This window comes from Luteolibacter algae, from assembly GCF_042683045.1.
Classification (GTDB): Bacteria; Verrucomicrobiota; Verrucomicrobiia; order Verrucomicrobiales; family Akkermansiaceae; genus Luteolibacter; species Luteolibacter algae.
In genome coordinates this window covers 69,683-86,474 of sequence record NZ_JBHUIT010000012.1, presented here as the reverse complement: position 1 = coordinate 86,474, position 16,792 = coordinate 69,683, and the positions used below count along the sequence as shown (strand labels likewise).

Below are 16,792 nucleotides of genomic sequence, written 5' to 3'. Positions count from 1 at the left end.
TTACAAACCTCAACCCACAGTCAAAGCGCGGCTGCCGTCAGGCGGTTGGTGTGCTATGACGTTCTGCAAAAAAATGACTCCTGCACAGGAAAGTAAAATGTTTACTCGCGGCTGTTTGATCGTTTTCGTCGCGCTCGTCATCACAGGTGGACTCGCGTATTTCGTGGATAGTAGATTCGGGATTTTTACAGCAGCGATCGTCATTTTCTGGGTTGCAGTCGGAGTCTTCAAGTCAAAGATGGAGACCAAGAGGATTGACTCCGCGTTCAACCAAGCGTTTGGATCCTTCCAAGGCACTCATCCAGAGCTAAAGAGAACCAACAGCTATGGCTATCCCTTCTTTACAGTTCACTTTGGCACGAAGGAGGAGATGATTCGGGCATTTGAATCGGGACATCTTGATGCTTTCAGAGCCGCGATTGCCCGTTTGCACGATTTTGACGGATTCGATATAGAGAAGGGATTCGATGAGACTTACGTCGGATGGGAGGCGGACTACACTGCAGCAATGACTGACGATCCTAATCGCAATCCTTGGTTTGATGAGAAGTTACGCCTCAGAGAATTGCATTACAGCTCATCCCCGAATCAAAAAGAAGCAGAACAAGTCGGAGATGGCGACGCCGAGGAAGCCGTCTGATTAAATTGGGAGTTTGCACCGGCGCCGCCATTCCTATAACGTTCGCCACAAAATTGAGATGGATTCCGAGTCGGCTTGGCTTGCGTGCTTGGGTTGTCGTCCGCCAGATGTAGCGAGCCGCGTTCTTCTCGGGCATTGGCTCGACCTAAGTGCTTGGCTTTATGTCCTGTAGATTGAGGTCCGCTTCGCACGTCCTGGGCATTGGCTTGGGTTTCGGCTCGGTGCTTCTGGCTTTCCGTGGTTTGAGGCCGTCAGACGCCAAAACTTGGCGAACAAGGCGGAGATGGCGACGCCGTTGAAGCTGTCAGATGAATTTGGAGCTTTACACCGGCGCGCCATTCCTATGACGTTGTGCAGAAAAAAGATCTTGCCAACTGTCCAAACAGTTGGAACAGTGGCGCTGTGAAAACGATCGAGATTGACGACGAAGTGTATGAGGTGCTGCTTGGGAAGGTTCGGGATTTCGGGGATACACCTAATCTAGTTCTTCGGAGAGAATTCAGCCTTAACGGGGCGGGTAAGGTATCGGCACCAACCCAAGAATCACCTCTCCAGGATTTCCTGAGTTTGACGGAGTTCAGATTTGCCAAGGGCGCAGTAGGACGCTTTCTGGCGATCCTTTCTTGGCTCTACAAGCAGGATGCCAACGCGTTTTCGGTAGTCGAAGACGTCAGGGGACGAGGACGCATTTACTTCTCGAAGAGCGTTCAGGAGCTCGAGGGGTCTGGGCGTAGCGTCAATCCGAAGAAGATTCCCGGGACACCATATTGGGTGATCACCACGACGCCTACGGACCTCAAGCAGCAGATGCTCGGTGAGGTCATGAAGGCACTTGGGTGTGATCTGGCTTCGATCCAACTCGCAAAGAAAGCAATCGCACGTTGAAATCCAAGAAGCACAACAAGTCGAAGATGGCGACCCCTTACAGCGGCCTTGTTACGTTGCCGGTCTGATGATTCAATCCGACAACGAGAATCGGGAGCCCCGCCATGAGGGTCGGGATCGCCATTTCTCAGACGTTAGCCAGATAATCAACGAGTGCCTGCCCTATCATCCGTCTGTTTTCTGACGAGACAGACTCATGGAGATCGCTTCCCGCCGTCGCCGTGAGAATAGCTTTCCCATCTACCGAGAGTATCCATGCGTTTAGGGTTGGCATATCGCGATCAACAGGTCGGAGCTTAGCAGCTTGCCACGTAACAACAGGGCTAACAAGGCGGAGATGGCGAGCCTCACCCGCCGTCTGATCATTTTTGGAGTCTGTAAATTTATCGTTCATTTTCGTTTGTTTTTGAGTTTTCAGTGGCCGCCATTCCTATGGCGTTCGCCACAAAATTGAGATGGATTCCGAGTCGGCTTGGCTTGCGTGCTTGGGTTGTCGTCCGCCAGATGTAGCGAGCCGCGTTCTTCTCGGGCATTGGCTCGAGCTGAGTGCTTGGCTTTATGTCCTGTAGATAGATGTCCGCTTCGCAGTTCCCGGGCATAGGCTTGGGTTTCGGCTCGGTGCTTCTGGCTTTCCGTGGTTTGCGGCCGTCAGACGCCAAAACTTGGCGAACAAGGCGGAGATGGCGACGCCGTTGAAGCTGTCAGATGAAATTGGAACTTTACACCGGCGCGCCATTCCTATGACGTTAGCCTAAGAATAATGAAACGCGTATTGCGCAACACCGACATCACAACCGTAGCAGCAGATGCGTTGATCTACTCTACGAATGTGAACTTGATGTTAAGCGGAGGCGTTGGGGCATGCCTACTGAAGAAGTTCGGGAATGATTTTCAAGATGATTTATACCGTCAACTTGGAAGCTCCAATCGGCGTTATGCAGAGGTTGGCGAGATTTTCATTTCGAATCGCCCAGGTGATCCTTGGCATTTGATCGTGCACACCATAGCCACCGACCCCATGTATCACACCAAACCTGAAACTGTGAGTTCATTGGTTTCCAGGTTTTTTGATATTTGCTCCTCTCGTGCCGATGTGAGAAGCTTGGTCATGAGTCCTCTCGGTGCAGGGTATGGCGACCTCGACCTGCCTCTATTCTTGAAGATAGTTTCAGAGGTGACTGAGAGATTCGAGCATACTGACATAGCCGAGGTCATTATCTGCTGTGATTACGAGCCTTCGTATCGAGAGCTGGTAGTTGCCTCCGAGAGCATCAACACACAATGGGAACAAGAAGGCTAACAAGGCAGAGCACACCAATCCGCTACCCGTTCCGAGTCGAATTTTTCAGATGATTTTAACCCTAACCCCGAAGTCGAAGCGCGCCCCCGGTAGCGGATGGGTGTCTTATGACGTTCTGCAAGAAAATCACGATGAGAAAGATGATAGTGAGGAGCGTGATAGCCTTCATGGGACTCGTGGCCTTAATCGTCATCTGCTGTGTCGTTATTTTTGAAGGCGATAAGAACCATTACGAAGAACTCGATTTGCTTGCCGCTCGATTTGACGCCGACCCATCGGAACAGCACATGAGAGATCTTCTGAACTATCCAGCGGACGGTGCTTATTCGTATTACAAGATGGCTCTCACAGGGGTCGCCTTGACCAAGAATCCCGATACCCTGCGCTGAATCTATCTTGATCCACACACAGCCACCGAGTGGGAAGCTATCGAGCAGCTCGGATCACTGGAAGCGAGGGTTTTTGAATACTATCCAAGTCTAAAGCCGTCGCATTTCGAGGAGCGCTTGAGTGAGCAATCCTGGCTAATTAAGAAGAAGCAGAACAAGGCGGAGATGGCGACGCCGAGGAAGCCTTCTGATTAAATTGGGAGTTTACACCGGTGGCGCTATTCCTATGACGTTTTCTGAAAAATATCTTCGCTTGACCTTTACATGATGATAGTCCCGCCTGAATTTTTTCCGAATCTCCCAGAGGAGATTCGAGCAATGTGGCTTGAACCCAAAGCTGAGGTTCATGGCTGGCCTTTTGCGACGAATGATGAAGAAACGAAGGGGACCCGTTGGGAAGATTTCTTTGGAAGCAAGAAGATGATAGAGGTTGCCAAACTCCAATGGTCGATCGACTGCGTAGAGCTGGATCAAGTTATCAACCAGAATGTGAATCGTTGTCTCGCGTTCAACACTGGGACAACAACAGCCGGAGTCGAGGCTCCCCCAAGTTCCAGAGATCGGTTCGAGAGCATCATCACCTTTTTAGAAAAGCACGGTGCTATTCCAGCTCCGCTAGTATGCTATGCGGGAGAACCTCCGGCTTTGATGGACGGGTATCACAGAGTCGCGGCCCTTTTGTATCTTGGCTATCCTAGGAGCCACAAAGTCCCAATGTGGATCGGTCGCTAAGTCGATCGTCAACTGTATGTGTTCATTGCACAGATCAATTAAAAGTCGGACGCACTAGCTTGGATTACTTCGGACTGGGGACCCTTATACTCGCGCTAGGTTGCTAAGTCTGAAAACTACACAGGGAAGAGCAAATGGAAGACATACTCAAAGGATATGGCACAAATTCTTGAGAAGATTCGTGAGAAATTGAAGCTAAGATCCCTCGGGGATACTTTTTGCCACTCCCCAGTGACCGTTGAACTTGAGGAGAAGGCGTAGTGTGTGGCTGCAATATCTTTGTTCGCAAGAACTACAACTCTCTCCTCACCATGCAGGACATGTTTGGCGAAGAATCCGGTGCTCAGATGGAATTTCACCGGGAATTCCATTGTTTCCTAAACCCGATGCATCGGTCGGCCTAATAAAGTTAACTTGCAGCTCTTTTCCGCATGACGATTCGATGGGCGAGAAGGATCAGCAATGATCGCTGGACCGATGTTCTGCCCGATACATTGTTGGCGATATTCCCGTCGATTTCATGAAGACAGAATACAGGTAATTGTAGGTGGAGTAGCCGCAGGCTTCCGCTACCTCGGACATGGGTAGATCTGTATCGAGAAGCAATGCTTTCGCATGGGCTACCCGACGCAAACGGATCTCCTCCGCAGGAGAGCGGTCAAAGGTTTCGCGGAATTTTCGTTCCAATGACCTACGGGCCATCGGCACGTGTTGCAGGATGGTTTCAACGGACATCCCGCAATCACATGCGTGGGACTCGATAAATTTCATAACCTGCACGAGCATGGGATCGTTCAGCGCAAGGGTATCAGTGGAACCTCCGGGAATAATCCGGGACGGTTTGACCAAGGTCAGAGGGGGGACATCGGCAGAACCCGAGATGAGGCTGTCCAGGTATTTTGCGGCGAGCTTTCCCATTTCAAAACAGGGCTCATCGATCCCGGCCAATGGAGGATGGCACGCCTGGTCCAAGAGTCCGTCACTATTGCTACCCAGAATCGCGACTTCATGTGGCACCTGGATTCCGCCCATGCGGCATGCTTCAACGACTTCCCGGCCCATACGCGGGCTCCAGGCAAGGATGGCGAGAGGTTTTGGTTGCTCGGCGAGCCATTGGCATAGGGAATCCATCCACTCCTGCCAATCTTTCTGGGAAGTGAAGTCCATCGGACTGGAGAAAACCCTGCCTTTGAGCTTGTGTGTTGCCAAAACCTTTTGAAAAGCGGCGAAGTGTGCTTGCACCCATGGCAGGCGGACTGGCCCCACGTATCCAAAACGTTTGAATCCCTTTGAGGTAAAGTGATCCAATGCCAGGCGACACGCTTCCTCATGATCAGGCATGATACGCGGATAGGGATTGCCAGGGAGGGGGATGGAAGAAACGTCAACGACTGGGACTTTCAGTTTTGCCAGATTACATGCCGATTTTGCATTCGGGATGCGGGCGATGATTCCGTCCCCGATCCAACCTTTTGGTAGAAATGACTCGGTTTTCCGATGCATCGGGGAGATCCAGATATGCCAGCGGTGGTGTTCCAAAGCTTCCGAAAGAATACCTTCAATGACACGTCTTCCCCATCCGGAGGCACTGTCGACGAGAACGGCGATCTGTTTGAGCTCTTTCATACGATAAAATCTGCGATGCCGTGGCGTGAAGTCATATGCAGACTGTGAAATATTGTATTTCGCGGATTTGGTCAAAACACAATGATGAATAGCTGAGCCAGGAGTTCACTCGATCCGCCGACTGGCCGCGGAAGCGCGCCGGAAGCGTGTGTATTTTCCAAGGTGGAAAACGAGTAAATATAGAAAATATTTCTCAATGAAAATACTAGGCCTCACGCTACTGATTCTGTCGGCGATCGGTGTATCCGTATCTACGGCCCGTCCAGCGGAAAACAAACCGAATGTTATCTTCATTTTCGCCGACGATCTGGGTCCGGAAATGCTTGGCTGCTACGGACAGAAGATTGTAAAGACGCCTTATATTGATCGCTTGGCGGCGGAGGGAATGAAATTCAATAACTACTACGGAGGGGTGTATTGTGCTCCGGCCCGTTGGACTTTGCTCACGGGAATGCATGACGGTAGGATTGGCGGGTGGAAGGAGACCCGGGGAGGATTGCCAATCCTCCGTGACTCTGGGAAAATCTCGGAGGCCGAGTATCAAAAACGTTTGGCAGAATTGAAGGCAACAGCCCTGCCCATTCCTCCGAATGAGGTGTTTCTTGCGCAAGTTGCCCAACAAGCAGGCTATAAAACCGCGCAGTTTGGCAAGTTGGATCGCGGCTTTCTAACGTGGGATGAACAAGTTCGCCGCTACGGTTGGGATTTTCACGAGGGCTATTATGATCACAATCGTTGCCACGGTTTTTACCCGCCATATCTCTGGAGAAACGGAGAAAAATTCATGCTCGAAGGAAATACGATGGCTGATTGCGGCAAAACCTCCGAGGAGGGCACCGAACCGGTCGGCTACGGTGGGGAGACCTACTCCCAGAACGTCTTTATCGCCGGTATTTTGAAATATCTCCGGGAACATAAAGATGAATCTTTTTTCTATATCATCCCACGCAGCTACCGCACGGGCCGATTGCAATCCCTGAAATCCATCCGGATTTTTCAAACGATGGACGGCTCACTTTTCAGGAGAAGAAATATGCCTCGATGGTGAAAATGCTCGATGATCATGTGGGCTTGATTTTGGCAGAACTCAAAGAGCTCGGGATTGATGATAATACGATCGTCATCTTTACCTCGGACAATGGGCACGAGCTCTATTACGGTCCCAAGCCCGGATATGCGAAGCAGGAGCTAGCCGATGGCGAAAAGACCAACCTGACCGATAAGAAGTGGCGGACCTCCGAGGCTGGAGATGTGTTCGACGGCGCAGGCGGCCGCGCGGGGCTGAAGCGCAGTGGTTATCAGGGCGGGATGCAGTGCCCGATGATTGTGCGCTGGCCCGGAAAAGTTAGTCCGGGGACGGAGACATCGCTGCTTAGCGCCCATTATGATTTTATGGCCACCTTGGCGGAAATCGGTGGAGTTTCGCTACCGAAAGGTAAGGACGGTATTTCCTATCTTCCGACATTGCTTGGAAAGCCGCAGGTGAAGTCTCACGATTACGTGATTGTAAACAACAGGAAGGCCCATATGGGAAGTAGTGCCATCATCGCCAGAGAAGGTTGGAAGTTGATCGAGATAGACCGCAAGCGTGATGAGTTCCAGTTGTATAACATCCTTGAGGATAACGAGGAACGTCATGAATTATCCGGCAAATATCCGGAGCGGGTGGAAAGCTTGAAGGCGCTTCTGTTACCTCAGCTCGATTCCAGGCGCCCGGATCTATGAAATGGAGAGGCTGATCCTTGCGGATGATGAAATTCCGAAGGTTGGCGTAATATAATACATTCTTTGCGCGTTCTTATGTGTCCGCCTGCGTGCGGAGCGCTAGGATTTCTGCCTTAAAGTCCGGCAGCTCTTTCAAGCAGGTGACCGACTCCAATAAACCGATATGATGAATAATTCTTTGAAATACAGCCTCCTGGCGATCGCCGCAATCACCTGTGGACACGGAGCTTGGGCGCAGGAGATTTTAGGCAAAAGCCCGGATGGGAAAGTGTCCGCTGCCATTTTCGTGGATGAAGCAAATTCGCTTCGCTACCGGGTCGATTTTAAAAACTCCACAGTTGTCGAGCCTTCAGCCCTAGGGATAACAGTGGAAGGAATCAAGTTGGGAGAAGGTGTAGCGCTCGGGAGTCCGGAGACCTCGGTGATCGATGAAAAATACGAAACACGTGGAAACCACAGGCAGGCACGGAATCATTACACCCAGTTAATATTTCCGGTTACACATAAGGAAACCGGGAGAGAATACACCCTGGAGCTCCGTCTCTATGATGATGGTGCGGCGTATCGCTATATCGTTCCCGGTGAAGGGAAACAGCACGTCGATGGAGAAAGCTCCAGCTGGACGATTATGAAAGACTCCAAGGTCTGGTATTTCGAGCGTCTGGCTCCCGGCTGGAAGCTGAAATCCTACGCAGGCGAGTGGATGTCCACTGATATCGGAAAGCTTGATAGCGCCACTCCTGCATCCGTCGGTCCCATCCAAGGAGTGCCGCTGGTGATGGAGCTGCCAGAAAAGCTGGGCTATGCATTGATCACAAAAGCAGCACTTTACAACTACAGTGGCATGCGGCTCAAGGCCGTGGGCGATCGCACCGTTGTGGCAAATTTCACCGAAGGGGATAAGGGATTTGACGTCGAGGGAGACATTGTAACGCCTTGGCGTGCGACCTTGTTGGCAGATGATTTGAACGAATTGGTCAATAGCGACTTTATCAACAACCTCAATCCTGCACCAGATCCGAAGCTTTTCGCGGACACCAGCTATATCAAGCCGGGACGCGGTGTCTGGAGCTGGGAAACCCTTGGTCTGGGCACTCCGGAAACCCAGCGTGACTTCATCGATCTGGCTGCCGAGCTGGAGTATGAATACTCGTTGGTAGACGATGGCTGGAAGGAATGGGACTCACCATGGGAAACCATAAAAGAGCTGGCCACTCACGCGCGCACGAAAAATGTTGGTGTCTGGGTATGGGTTCATTCCAAGGATATAAGAGATCCTGCGAACGATTGGCAGCAAATGAAAACCTACTTCGACCGCACTGTGGAAGCTGGTGTGGTAGGTATCAAGACCGACTTCATGGACGGGGAAACCAAAGAACTGATCGATTTTGAAATCGCGGCTCTAAGACTGGCTGCGGAGCGCAAACTGATGATCAATTTCCATGGCTGCCACGCATCTACCGGAGAGGAGCGAACTTATCCGAACGAAATGACGCGCGAAGGTATCCGGGGAATGGAGCTCAATAAACTGAAGGAAGGGCCGCTTCCCGCTGCCCACAATGCTGCCCTTCCATTCACCCGTTTTGCCGTAGGACACGCGGATTACACGCCTATTCTATATACCAACCCGGGACCTACGACATGGGCTCATCAGTTGGCCACTCTGGTGACTTATGTTTCGCCACTCCAGATCGTGGCGGAACATCCGGAGACGATGATGGAGCATCCAATTTTGAAAAATGCTTTATCCGTGATGAAGGATGTCCCGACTTTGTGGGATGAAACATTGGTGCTGCCCGGAAGTTCCATCGGTGGACTATCTGTTTTCGCCCGGCGTTCCGGCGATACCTGGTTCGTGGGTGTTCTGAATGGAGCCGGAAAACGCCGTTACCAGCTGGATCTGGCATTTCTACCGGACGGTGAGTATGAGGCAACACTTGTCGAAGACGATCTTTCCGCCGAACCGGTGGATGTCGCCAAGGTAGGTGTGAACACGAAGGCGAAACTCCGGCAATGGACCACGACGATCCCGTTCAAGGTCAGCAATAGGAAAGTAAATCGGACCCAGTCCGTGGACGTCGAGCTAGCCACGGGAGGTGGTTTTGTCGCCCGCATTGTGAAACAATAAACACGGAGCTCTTCTCAACCGGAGATCTGTAAAACCGCAAAAAAACCAGCGATACGAGATCGCTGGTTTTCTTTTATGAAACGCGTGCGGAATGTTTCTTTCTCCTACGACAGGGGAAAAGCAATGAAGCGCGATCAGGATTTCCTCTTGCGACGCAATAAACCTAGCGATGCAAGAGAGCCAAGCGAAATTACCGAAGGCTCGGGAACATTTGTGAAAGATACGGCATCAATGCCCAGGATTCGTGTCCGCGCGGTCGTGCTTTCGTAGAATGAAAAGGCAATCGAGAGTTCCTTATCAACGTCTTCCGCGGCAATAGTGTAGGAATATGCCCCACCGGCGACTGAAGAATAGAGACCGTTCCCAGCGCCCGGATCATTGCCGGCACTGAAGAAGTCGATGATTGTGCCGACGGTGAGATTGGTTTCATCCAGACGGAACTGAGGTGTGAGGCTGAGACCTTCATTAAGTCTTTCGTAGGAGAAATCGATGGAAACGGTTCGGCCCACATCGCTTGTGTCAACGGTTCCGAGGTTAAAATACGCACCCACCACGACTTTGGCATCAGTGTTTTTGCCAATTTGCAGGAAACCATCACCGGTTGTATCCAGACGATTTCTATCGACCTTTATAGAACCATCGTTCCAGCTCAAATCGGAAGTTTCGTTGAATGCTGTCCACGTCGAAATGCTTCCCGCGCTTGAGAAGCTTTCTGTGAAATCTGCGACAAGTGCCGCTTGGCTAGCTGAAGTCGATGCCAGAATGGCTGCGCCTAATAAAGCGTTTGAATAGTTTTTGAAGTTCATCGGTTTTTTTGAATTGGTAAGTTACGCGGCCGGAGGATCACTCTGTTACCGCGAGACTTGAATAGATTGCATGCAAGTGTTTGGGGCGTCTATGGGGAGTTCTGCCCATGCCGGGGAGGGGAACCGCGATTAGAAGTTGGCGCCTTGGTCAGTGGATCGAAGAGTCGGTAAAGGAATTACCTGGCTTTCACTTCTGAGATCCACCGCGGCAAATATCCAAGCCTACGCTCCAGTTGGTCTTCATATAAAGACTCCGGCGAGACTGGCTTTCCCAGGGATTCCACAAGGCCGAGATGTTTTTCAATGAAGGTGCTCCCTGCTCCGTGTAAGCCGATGATATGTGGCCGGACGACTTTCATTCCTGTATATCTATTCGGGAACTCCGGGTTTTGTGCATCCCAGAAATCATAGTCGATTTTCGCTTGTCCGAGCTCGTGGAAATTCCAATAAGTGAGATTCTCCAGATGATTGGGTAGGGATGTATGGCTGCCACCGTTTCCGGTCAGTCCGCTGGAAGACTTATCGATCAGTGTGCAGGACGGCCAGGATCCATGGCAGTCGATACCGCTTTTCTCCTTTCCGGAATACCTCCAGATCACGCCTCCTATATTTCCTCCGCTTACCGAAGGCCCGTGATACATACCATCCTTTGTATGATCATATATGGGTCCCATCAAAATCCCATAGCTTCCCGTAGCTGACGTCATGGAGTGGCCACGGTTCCCCTCGAAAACGATCATCTGTATGGAGCATGCGAAGCTGGAGGAAAAAATGATTCCCTGGCTGATATCGACGAGTCTGATATCGCGGGCGTATCCATCCTTGGCGGCGGACATATTTAGAAAAGTCCAACCACTGTCGACAGCCGCACTTTGGTGGTGGACAAAGGTGCCCTGCAAATTCCCGCGGAAGCACAGCTTTTCCACGCCCCATCCCTCCGATGCGGAGTAGCTCTCCATGGTCCACGGATGATCTGAAATGATGGGGGAGCGGATGGGTTCTCCGAAGGTTATCAGATTTCCGCTTATGGTTTTGATTTCATGACGTTCGCGAACGGCAACGCCCGCGTTCAGCGTTGTGCTCCAATTCGGCCAAGGTTCCAGGCCAGCCATTCTCCGAGCGTTTGCCGCCGGCGTTTGAGAGGCTAGAATGACCATGTTCCCAGGTTTGAAATTTGATCCATCGGCTACGGTGATCGTAAAATCGCTATCTGTTTTGTGGCTGAGAATTTTTGTTTTGAAGGATTTCATCCGGTGTTTCCCCTTGAACTCAAACATCGCAGGCGTGGTCCACATTTGCCGGGGATTCTTTGCCAGCAAATGGTGGCGCATGAACAACTCAGTTCCCTCCGGGCCGGAGCCGCTGCCTTGGAGTATGATATTTGAATGCTCGACGGAAATACCGGATTTCCGATCGGCCATTTCATTCACAAGAAATCGGCCTTTCGGGAAAAAAACGATTCCGCCTCCTGCCTTTTCCGCAGCATGGATCGCGGCTTGGATCTGGTCTCGGTCTTCAATTCCGTCATCGGGAACCGCACCGTAATCGTTAACGTTGAAGATCCTCCCCCTTGGTTCGGGAATACCTTCTTCCCCGAATTTGTAACCGGCCCACGAATAATCGGGAAGTTCCGAGGTTGATTTATCACGGAGAAAGTCTTGGAAAATCTTTGATGGGTTCTCGCACTTCGCCTCCATGAGCAAACCGAGGAAGATGCATAGTTGGCTTAGTTTGGAAAACGATGGGCTATGGCGCATGGGGAAGTATTATCTGAAATTGAAAAGACTGCTGAAATTTTTAATGAACGTTAGGATCGACATCCTGGTTGGCAGAGTCACTGGGCAAGATTACCCATGGTTGCAAGGGTAGTATGGGCAGTTTTGCCAATATGAAGCACTTCCGTAATCAATATTCTATTTATGTTCGGATCATGATTCCAATGTCATCGATTTCGGAAAGTTATTAAAATAAAAAGATAAATTTTTGATTTATCTGAAACTAAAAAAACCATGAAAAATAATGATATCTCGATTGATTCACGTATTAGAAAAAATATCCTTCGCCAGAGCGTTCACTCGTCCGGCTCCCACGGATTTACGTTGATAGAGCTACTGGTGGTGGTTGCGATGATCATTGCGCTGGCAGGGATTGTATTCTCTGTTCGGGGAACGATTAGGGATCGTGCAGCTGGCGCTGTGCGGCTTTCGAATCTCAGGCAGAGCGGGATGATTCTATTGAGCGATGCGGCAGAGCGGAATGGACGTTGCACCTATTTTCAAGGTGGCAGCGGTAATTTTGAGCTTAGACCTTATTATATGGTCACTGGCTCTTTGAATCTTGGCTCAAGAGATCTGGATGACTTCGAGCTTATGAACTGGGATCGGAATCAGTTGCCACCTTCTTCCGCTCACTGGAATTGTTATGCTGTCAACTTCAACAATGTTCCGGAGATTGGAGCTGAATGGATCCAAACAAAGGTTGAGGATTCTGGTAAGAGGTCTGCCAATGTGAAATCCCTTGCCTTGGCGAATTTGATCAGACCGGGTGTGTATCCACTGTTGATTGACTCCTCTACATCAGATGGAAGTGAAATCTTTAGAATTGATGAGAAATCCGGAAACTTGGTGGGGCTGAGGAACTCGGGGAAAGCTAATGCATTCATGTTCGATGGAGCTGCCAGAGCGATGGACAGGGATGATCTAAAAAAAGCCGGATTCACCAAGGCTTATGACAACAGCAGCACGCCTCCAAAAATGATAAATCTCTAGAGTGGAGAAAGGGATGCCCGGGGTATTCTATTGGGCGCCCAGGTATTTTGAAACCGCATGAGTGCGGGAATGGACATGAAGCTTGCGATAAATACTCTCAATATGACGTTGGACAGTTGAGTAGCTGATTCCCAGATCCGCGGCGACCTCCTTGTAGGCAAAGCCTTTCACCAAAAGTTCCAAGACCTGGATCTCCCTCGGGGAGAGGCTCTCAGTCTCGGAGGTTTTCGCCCGGACTTGCTTGAATGATTGGACCACCCGGCGTGCGATGGAGGCAGTCATAGGCGCCCCGCCTGCAAATACGTCACGAACAGCGTCGACCAGTTCCCTGGCGCTGGGTGGCTTGAGCAAATATCCACTGGCACCAGCCGCTAGCGCATCGAAGATGATTTCGGAGTCCTGTCGCACGGTGAGCATAATGATCTGGGGTGGCTTCGGAGAGCTTGCCAATCGCCTTGTGCACTCGATTCCATTTATACCGGGTAGATTGACATCCATGAGGACGACCTGCGGGTTCAGCGCGGGTAAATGCTGGAATGCCTCCTCGGCACTTGCGAAAGACCCCACGCATTCGAAATCATCCTCGTCTTCCAATATTGCAGTGAGTCCCCAGCGGATACGTGAATCGTCCTCCACTATGGATATGGTAATCCGATTGATTCTGTTTTCTCCGTATGAGTTGGAACCTGTTTTCATAATTTATCTGAGTGTATCGATGGGAAATTTCATCACAAAGGATGTTCCATTTCCTTCTTCGCTATGGCGGACACAGGTGCCGCGAAGTTCTTGGAAACGTTTTTTGAGATTGCTTAGTCCATCTTCTCCGGGGGCATTGATTTCGCCCGTGAAGCCGCGGCCATTGTCGCTGATTGTGATTTGACAGGAGCCTTTATCAATCGACACCCCCATAGAGATCTCACTGGCATCCGCATGCTTGACGATGTTATGAAGAATTTCCTTTGTCGCCAGGTATAGGTGATGGCGGACACTGGAGGAGATTGGTCTTTTCGGAATATTTTCCGGTAGATCAAAACGCGTGCGCAAGGCGGCACCTTCCGCGAAATCCTGCACGAAGGTAGCCAGGAATGATACGAAGTTATCTAGGACATCATTGCCGGGATTGACCGCCCAGACGATCTCATCAAGCGAGCGAGTCATTGTCCGCGCGGTTTTAAATATTTCCTGAAGATAATTGCTCGCTCGATCCGGCTGGCGGGTGATATTCCGTTCGACCAGTTGGCTCTGCAAAGCCATCTGTGTAAGGCTCGCACCGACGTCGTCATGCAAATCACGGGCAATGCGGGCCCGCTCAATGTCGATGGCGTGCCGGATCTGCAAGGCTCCGATTTTTTCTCTGTTCCGTCTTTTCTCCCGCTGGCGGACTATCCGGGCGACGAAGGCAATCGAAGCCGAGAACACGATAATCTTGAACCATAGCGTTTGCCAGAAATGGGGGAGTATTACGACTTCTATAGTGGCGGGAATGCGGGACCACTCACCGTTTCCGTTGGAGGCGGAGACTTCGAAGAGGTAGGAGTTCGGCGCCAGGTTCCGGTATTCTGCGCTCTGTTGGCTTCCCACATATTGCCAATCCTTTTCCAGGCCCAGGAGTCGGTTCCTGAACTGCAACCGATCCGGATCTGAAAAATAGAGTGCTGAGAACTCGATCTCAATACGCTTGCTTCCGGCTTCCAATGAAATGGTATCTGATGCTGGCAGATGCTCGGTGCCGTTTGATACGACGCGCTCGAGATAGACAGGTGGCGCGTCGGTTACCGGCTTCTGGAAATCTGGGGAAATCCTTATGAAACCCTGAATCGTGGCAAATGCAAACGATCCGTCACTGGTTTTTATCGGGGGAACGATCGTGAACTCATCGGTAGGCAATCCATCTGTTTGGCTAAGAATCAGTGGATGTAAGCCGGAGGGATTGCCGCCTTCGATCCGCGCTAGATCGTCGATGTCGAGCACGCCCAGCCCCTTGTGGGTGCCGATCCATAAGCGGCCGTTATCGTCGGCGATGATTTGAGAAACCGTGTCGCTGGGTAGTCCCTCGTTGCTCGTTGCCGTGATGAATCGACCGTCTGAAAATAGGGATAGGCCACCTCCGTCCGAGCCTGCCCAGATCCGGCCGGAAGAATCCAGATAGAGGGTGCGTATCACCTCGCTGATGAGCCCGTCATTCCTGCCGAATCGTTTCCAGATGCCATTTTTTCTGCGAAAGATTCCATTGCCACGAGTGCCGATCCATAGTGTGCCATCGGGTTCTTCAAGTATGGCTTTCACCGGCTCCATTGCGCCTCCGAAATCGATCAGTTCCGGTTCCCTGCCGGCAATCCGATAAAGTTTTCCCCAGCTGGTGCCGACCCAGATCGCACCGGTTGACTCAAAGAGCGCCCATACGCTTTTCGATTCCAAGAACGAGGCGGCGATCCCTCCGTTGGAATCCAATTTAAACAACCCATTGTTGCTTCCCAGCCAGATACTCCCGTCCCGCGTCTTCAGGAGGGCGTTGCCGTAAGAGCCGACATCGGTTTCTGCTTTTTCCTCAAGCGGGGTGGCATGGTGGTTTTCCCAGCGATAGTAGCCGCTTCCTTGGGTGGCTACGATGAAGGAATGAGGCGCATACTCGATCAATCCGCCGATATTATTGGCGGAGTTGGCAGTCAGGGGGTCATCGATAGAAGAGACGCGAATGGTCTGCGGACTCATTCGGAAAATTCCGTTGGCAGAGGTGATCCATACCTGCCCGTCTTTGGTTGTGGTGACAGTTTCCACAAGTGCTGGCGAATAGACACGGGTGGCTGTGGGTGTGATAAAGCGATTGTTCCGGTATCCGAGGATCCCCCTGCGGTGAGAAGCTATCCAGATCGTGCCATCCGGCGCTGCGGCAATGGAGCTGGCAGTGGATTCCCAATGCTCCGGAAGTGGAATGGATTTCCAGTTCCCATCACTCCTGGTCCAGAGAAAGTTTTCGCCGCATGCCCAGATTCTCCCCTCATGGTCCAACGTGCCCACCACATGCTTATCCGGAGCTAGCGCATTCTCAATCGGTAGGGAATCGGTAGGCTCCGAAAGAACCCTGTTCGAGTGCAAATGCCATGTGGAGCCGTCCCGATCCTTGAGGATCAACCGTGGAGGGAGCGGACGGGAATTAGCCGGAACGAGGGACGTAAATGAATTTTTCTCGAAGATTGCTGCTCCATTACGGGTCCACGCGATCAGGTTCCCGGATGAATCCGTGGTAAGATCAGAAATCCAGTTTGAAGGTAATCCATCCGAGGTGGTGAAAGTGCGTTCTATCCGTCCATTTTTGAGAACGGTGATTCCGCCTCCGAGTGTTCCTACCCAAATCGATTGATCTTCCGTTTCGAGCAGGGTCAGTGCGATGGGTGCCAGAAGACCTTCCCGAAGTCCGTAGAGTTTGAAATTGGCACCGTTGAACCGGACCGCACCTGCATCAGTCGCCAGCCAGATAAATCCATCGTGGCTCTGGATCACCGAACGCACCCGATTGTTTGGCAGACCATCCCGTGTCGTCCAATTCCGGAAAAGCATGTCGATCTCTTCCACCGGCCGCGCATTCATCGGTGAAACTGCAAAAAGCAGAATGATCAGGTGGAAGGCTTTTGAGCGTAGCGGCATTTTCCGATTCTCTCAGTTACCCGGGGCTTCTGGCAAGACTAGCCGGGCCGGAACGCATGGGCAATTCTACCCATATCCAGTCATGGGGAAAGCCGGGCAGGATTGCTCCATCGGGGCCTAGTAAATCCCCGGATAGGTGGAGAAAAAT

At 51.3% G+C, this 16,792-nt stretch carries 13 protein-coding genes and 1 pseudogene; 8 read left to right on the top strand and 6 right to left on the bottom strand.

What is annotated here, in order from left to right; all coding sequences use genetic code 11:
* Both ACFSSA_RS08790 and ACFSSA_RS08785 read left to right on the top strand, forming a co-directional pair.
* On the top strand, positions 1–640 hold a 640-nt coding region (locus ACFSSA_RS08790), incomplete at its 5' end, for a hypothetical protein (protein ID WP_386820063.1).
* Positions 641–1,042: 402 nt separating this feature from the next.
* Positions 1,043–1,525: a hypothetical protein gene (locus ACFSSA_RS08785; RefSeq protein WP_386820062.1), complete on the top strand. Its 483-nt coding sequence runs from the start codon at positions 1,043–1,045 to the stop codon at positions 1,523–1,525.
* A gap of 127 nt (positions 1,526–1,652) precedes the next feature.
* On the opposite strand, the gene ACFSSA_RS08780 is transcribed toward ACFSSA_RS08785, so the two are convergent.
* Positions 1,653–1,919: a hypothetical protein gene (locus tag ACFSSA_RS08780; protein WP_386820061.1), complete on the bottom strand. Its 267-nt coding sequence runs from the start codon at positions 1,917–1,919 to the stop codon at positions 1,653–1,655.
* A gap of 366 nt (positions 1,920–2,285) precedes the next feature.
* Here ACFSSA_RS08780 and ACFSSA_RS08775 point away from each other — a divergent pair, with 366 nt between their 5' ends.
* The 3 genes from ACFSSA_RS08775 (at position 2,286) to ACFSSA_RS08765 (ending at position 3,946) form a co-directional block, all read left to right on the top strand.
* On the top strand, positions 2,286–2,825 hold the full coding sequence (locus ACFSSA_RS08775; protein ID WP_386820060.1) for a macro domain-containing protein: 540 nt from the start codon (positions 2,286–2,288) through the stop codon (positions 2,823–2,825).
* A gap of 131 nt (positions 2,826–2,956) precedes the next feature.
* Positions 2,957–3,214, top strand: coding sequence for a hypothetical protein (locus ACFSSA_RS08770; protein ID WP_386820059.1), 258 nt, complete (start codon positions 2,957–2,959; stop codon positions 3,212–3,214).
* A gap of 318 nt (positions 3,215–3,532) precedes the next feature.
* Positions 3,533–3,946, top strand: coding sequence for a hypothetical protein (locus tag ACFSSA_RS08765; protein ID WP_386820058.1), 414 nt, complete (start codon positions 3,533–3,535; stop codon positions 3,944–3,946).
* Positions 3,947–4,402: 456 nt separating this feature from the next.
* Here the strand turns inward: ACFSSA_RS08765 and ACFSSA_RS08760 are convergent, their stop codons facing one another.
* Positions 4,403–5,572, bottom strand: coding sequence for an AraC family transcriptional regulator (locus tag ACFSSA_RS08760; protein WP_386820057.1), 1,170 nt, complete (start codon positions 5,570–5,572; stop codon positions 4,403–4,405).
* Between the two features lie 196 nt (positions 5,573–5,768).
* Here ACFSSA_RS08760 and ACFSSA_RS08755 point away from each other — a divergent pair.
* Positions 5,769–7,297, top strand: a pseudogene (locus tag ACFSSA_RS08755) (arylsulfatase).
* A 163-nt stretch (positions 7,298–7,460) separates the two neighbouring features.
* Positions 7,461–9,425, top strand: coding sequence for a glycoside hydrolase family 97 protein (locus tag ACFSSA_RS08750; protein WP_386820056.1), 1,965 nt, complete (start codon positions 7,461–7,463; stop codon positions 9,423–9,425).
* Positions 9,426–9,559: 134 nt separating this feature from the next.
* On the opposite strand, the gene ACFSSA_RS08745 is transcribed toward ACFSSA_RS08750, so the two are convergent.
* Together ACFSSA_RS08745 and ACFSSA_RS08740 are read right to left on the bottom strand one after the other, a co-directional pair.
* Positions 9,560–10,231: a hypothetical protein gene (locus ACFSSA_RS08745; RefSeq protein ID WP_386820055.1), complete on the bottom strand. Its 672-nt coding sequence runs from the start codon at positions 10,229–10,231 to the stop codon at positions 9,560–9,562.
* Between the two features lie 176 nt (positions 10,232–10,407).
* On the bottom strand, positions 10,408–11,988 hold the full coding sequence (locus tag ACFSSA_RS08740; RefSeq protein WP_386820054.1) for a DUF4955 domain-containing protein: 1,581 nt from the start codon (positions 11,986–11,988) through the stop codon (positions 10,408–10,410).
* A gap of 252 nt (positions 11,989–12,240) precedes the next feature.
* Here ACFSSA_RS08740 and ACFSSA_RS08735 point away from each other — a divergent pair, with 252 nt between their 5' ends.
* A complete protein-coding gene (locus tag ACFSSA_RS08735; RefSeq protein ID WP_386820053.1) occupies positions 12,241–12,999 on the top strand; it encodes a type II secretion system protein in 759 nt (252 codons plus the stop codon).
* A 27-nt stretch (positions 13,000–13,026) separates the two neighbouring features.
* Here the strand turns inward: ACFSSA_RS08735 and ACFSSA_RS08730 are convergent, their stop codons facing one another.
* Complete coding sequence (locus ACFSSA_RS08730; protein WP_386820052.1) at positions 13,027–13,695, bottom strand: response regulator transcription factor; 669 nt, start codon at positions 13,693–13,695, stop codon at positions 13,027–13,029.
* 3 nt (positions 13,696–13,698) lie between these two features.
* Positions 13,699–16,644: a ligand-binding sensor domain-containing protein gene (locus tag ACFSSA_RS08725; RefSeq protein ID WP_386820051.1), complete on the bottom strand. Its 2,946-nt coding sequence runs from the start codon at positions 16,642–16,644 to the stop codon at positions 13,699–13,701.
* Positions 16,645–16,792 lie beyond the last annotated feature (148 nt).

Excerpts from the sequence above, each read along its gene's own strand:
- ACFSSA_RS08780 (WP_386820061.1), bottom strand. The coding sequence starts at position 1,919 with ATGAACGATAAATTTACAGACTCCAAAAATGATCAGACGGCGGGTGAG.
- ACFSSA_RS08775 (WP_386820060.1), top strand. The coding sequence starts at position 2,286 with ATGAAACGCGTATTGCGCAACACCGACATCACAACCGTAGCAGCAGAT.
- ACFSSA_RS08770 (WP_386820059.1), top strand. The coding sequence starts at position 2,957 with ATGAGAAAGATGATAGTGAGGAGCGTGATAGCCTTCATGGGACTCGTG.
- ACFSSA_RS08765 (WP_386820058.1), top strand. The coding sequence starts at position 3,533 with ATGTGGCTTGAACCCAAAGCTGAGGTTCATGGCTGGCCTTTTGCGACG.
- ACFSSA_RS08760 (WP_386820057.1), bottom strand. The coding sequence starts at position 5,572 with ATGAAAGAGCTCAAACAGATCGCCGTTCTCGTCGACAGTGCCTCCGGA.
- ACFSSA_RS08750 (WP_386820056.1), top strand. The coding sequence starts at position 7,461 with ATGATGAATAATTCTTTGAAATACAGCCTCCTGGCGATCGCCGCAATC.
- ACFSSA_RS08745 (WP_386820055.1), bottom strand. The coding sequence starts at position 10,231 with ATGAACTTCAAAAACTATTCAAACGCTTTATTAGGCGCAGCCATTCTG.
- ACFSSA_RS08740 (WP_386820054.1), bottom strand. The coding sequence starts at position 11,988 with ATGCGCCATAGCCCATCGTTTTCCAAACTAAGCCAACTATGCATCTTC.
- ACFSSA_RS08735 (WP_386820053.1), top strand. The coding sequence starts at position 12,241 with ATGAAAAATAATGATATCTCGATTGATTCACGTATTAGAAAAAATATC.
- ACFSSA_RS08730 (WP_386820052.1), bottom strand. The coding sequence starts at position 13,695 with ATGAAAACAGGTTCCAACTCATACGGAGAAAACAGAATCAATCGGATT.
- ACFSSA_RS08725 (WP_386820051.1), bottom strand. The coding sequence starts at position 16,644 with ATGCCGCTACGCTCAAAAGCCTTCCACCTGATCATTCTGCTTTTTGCA.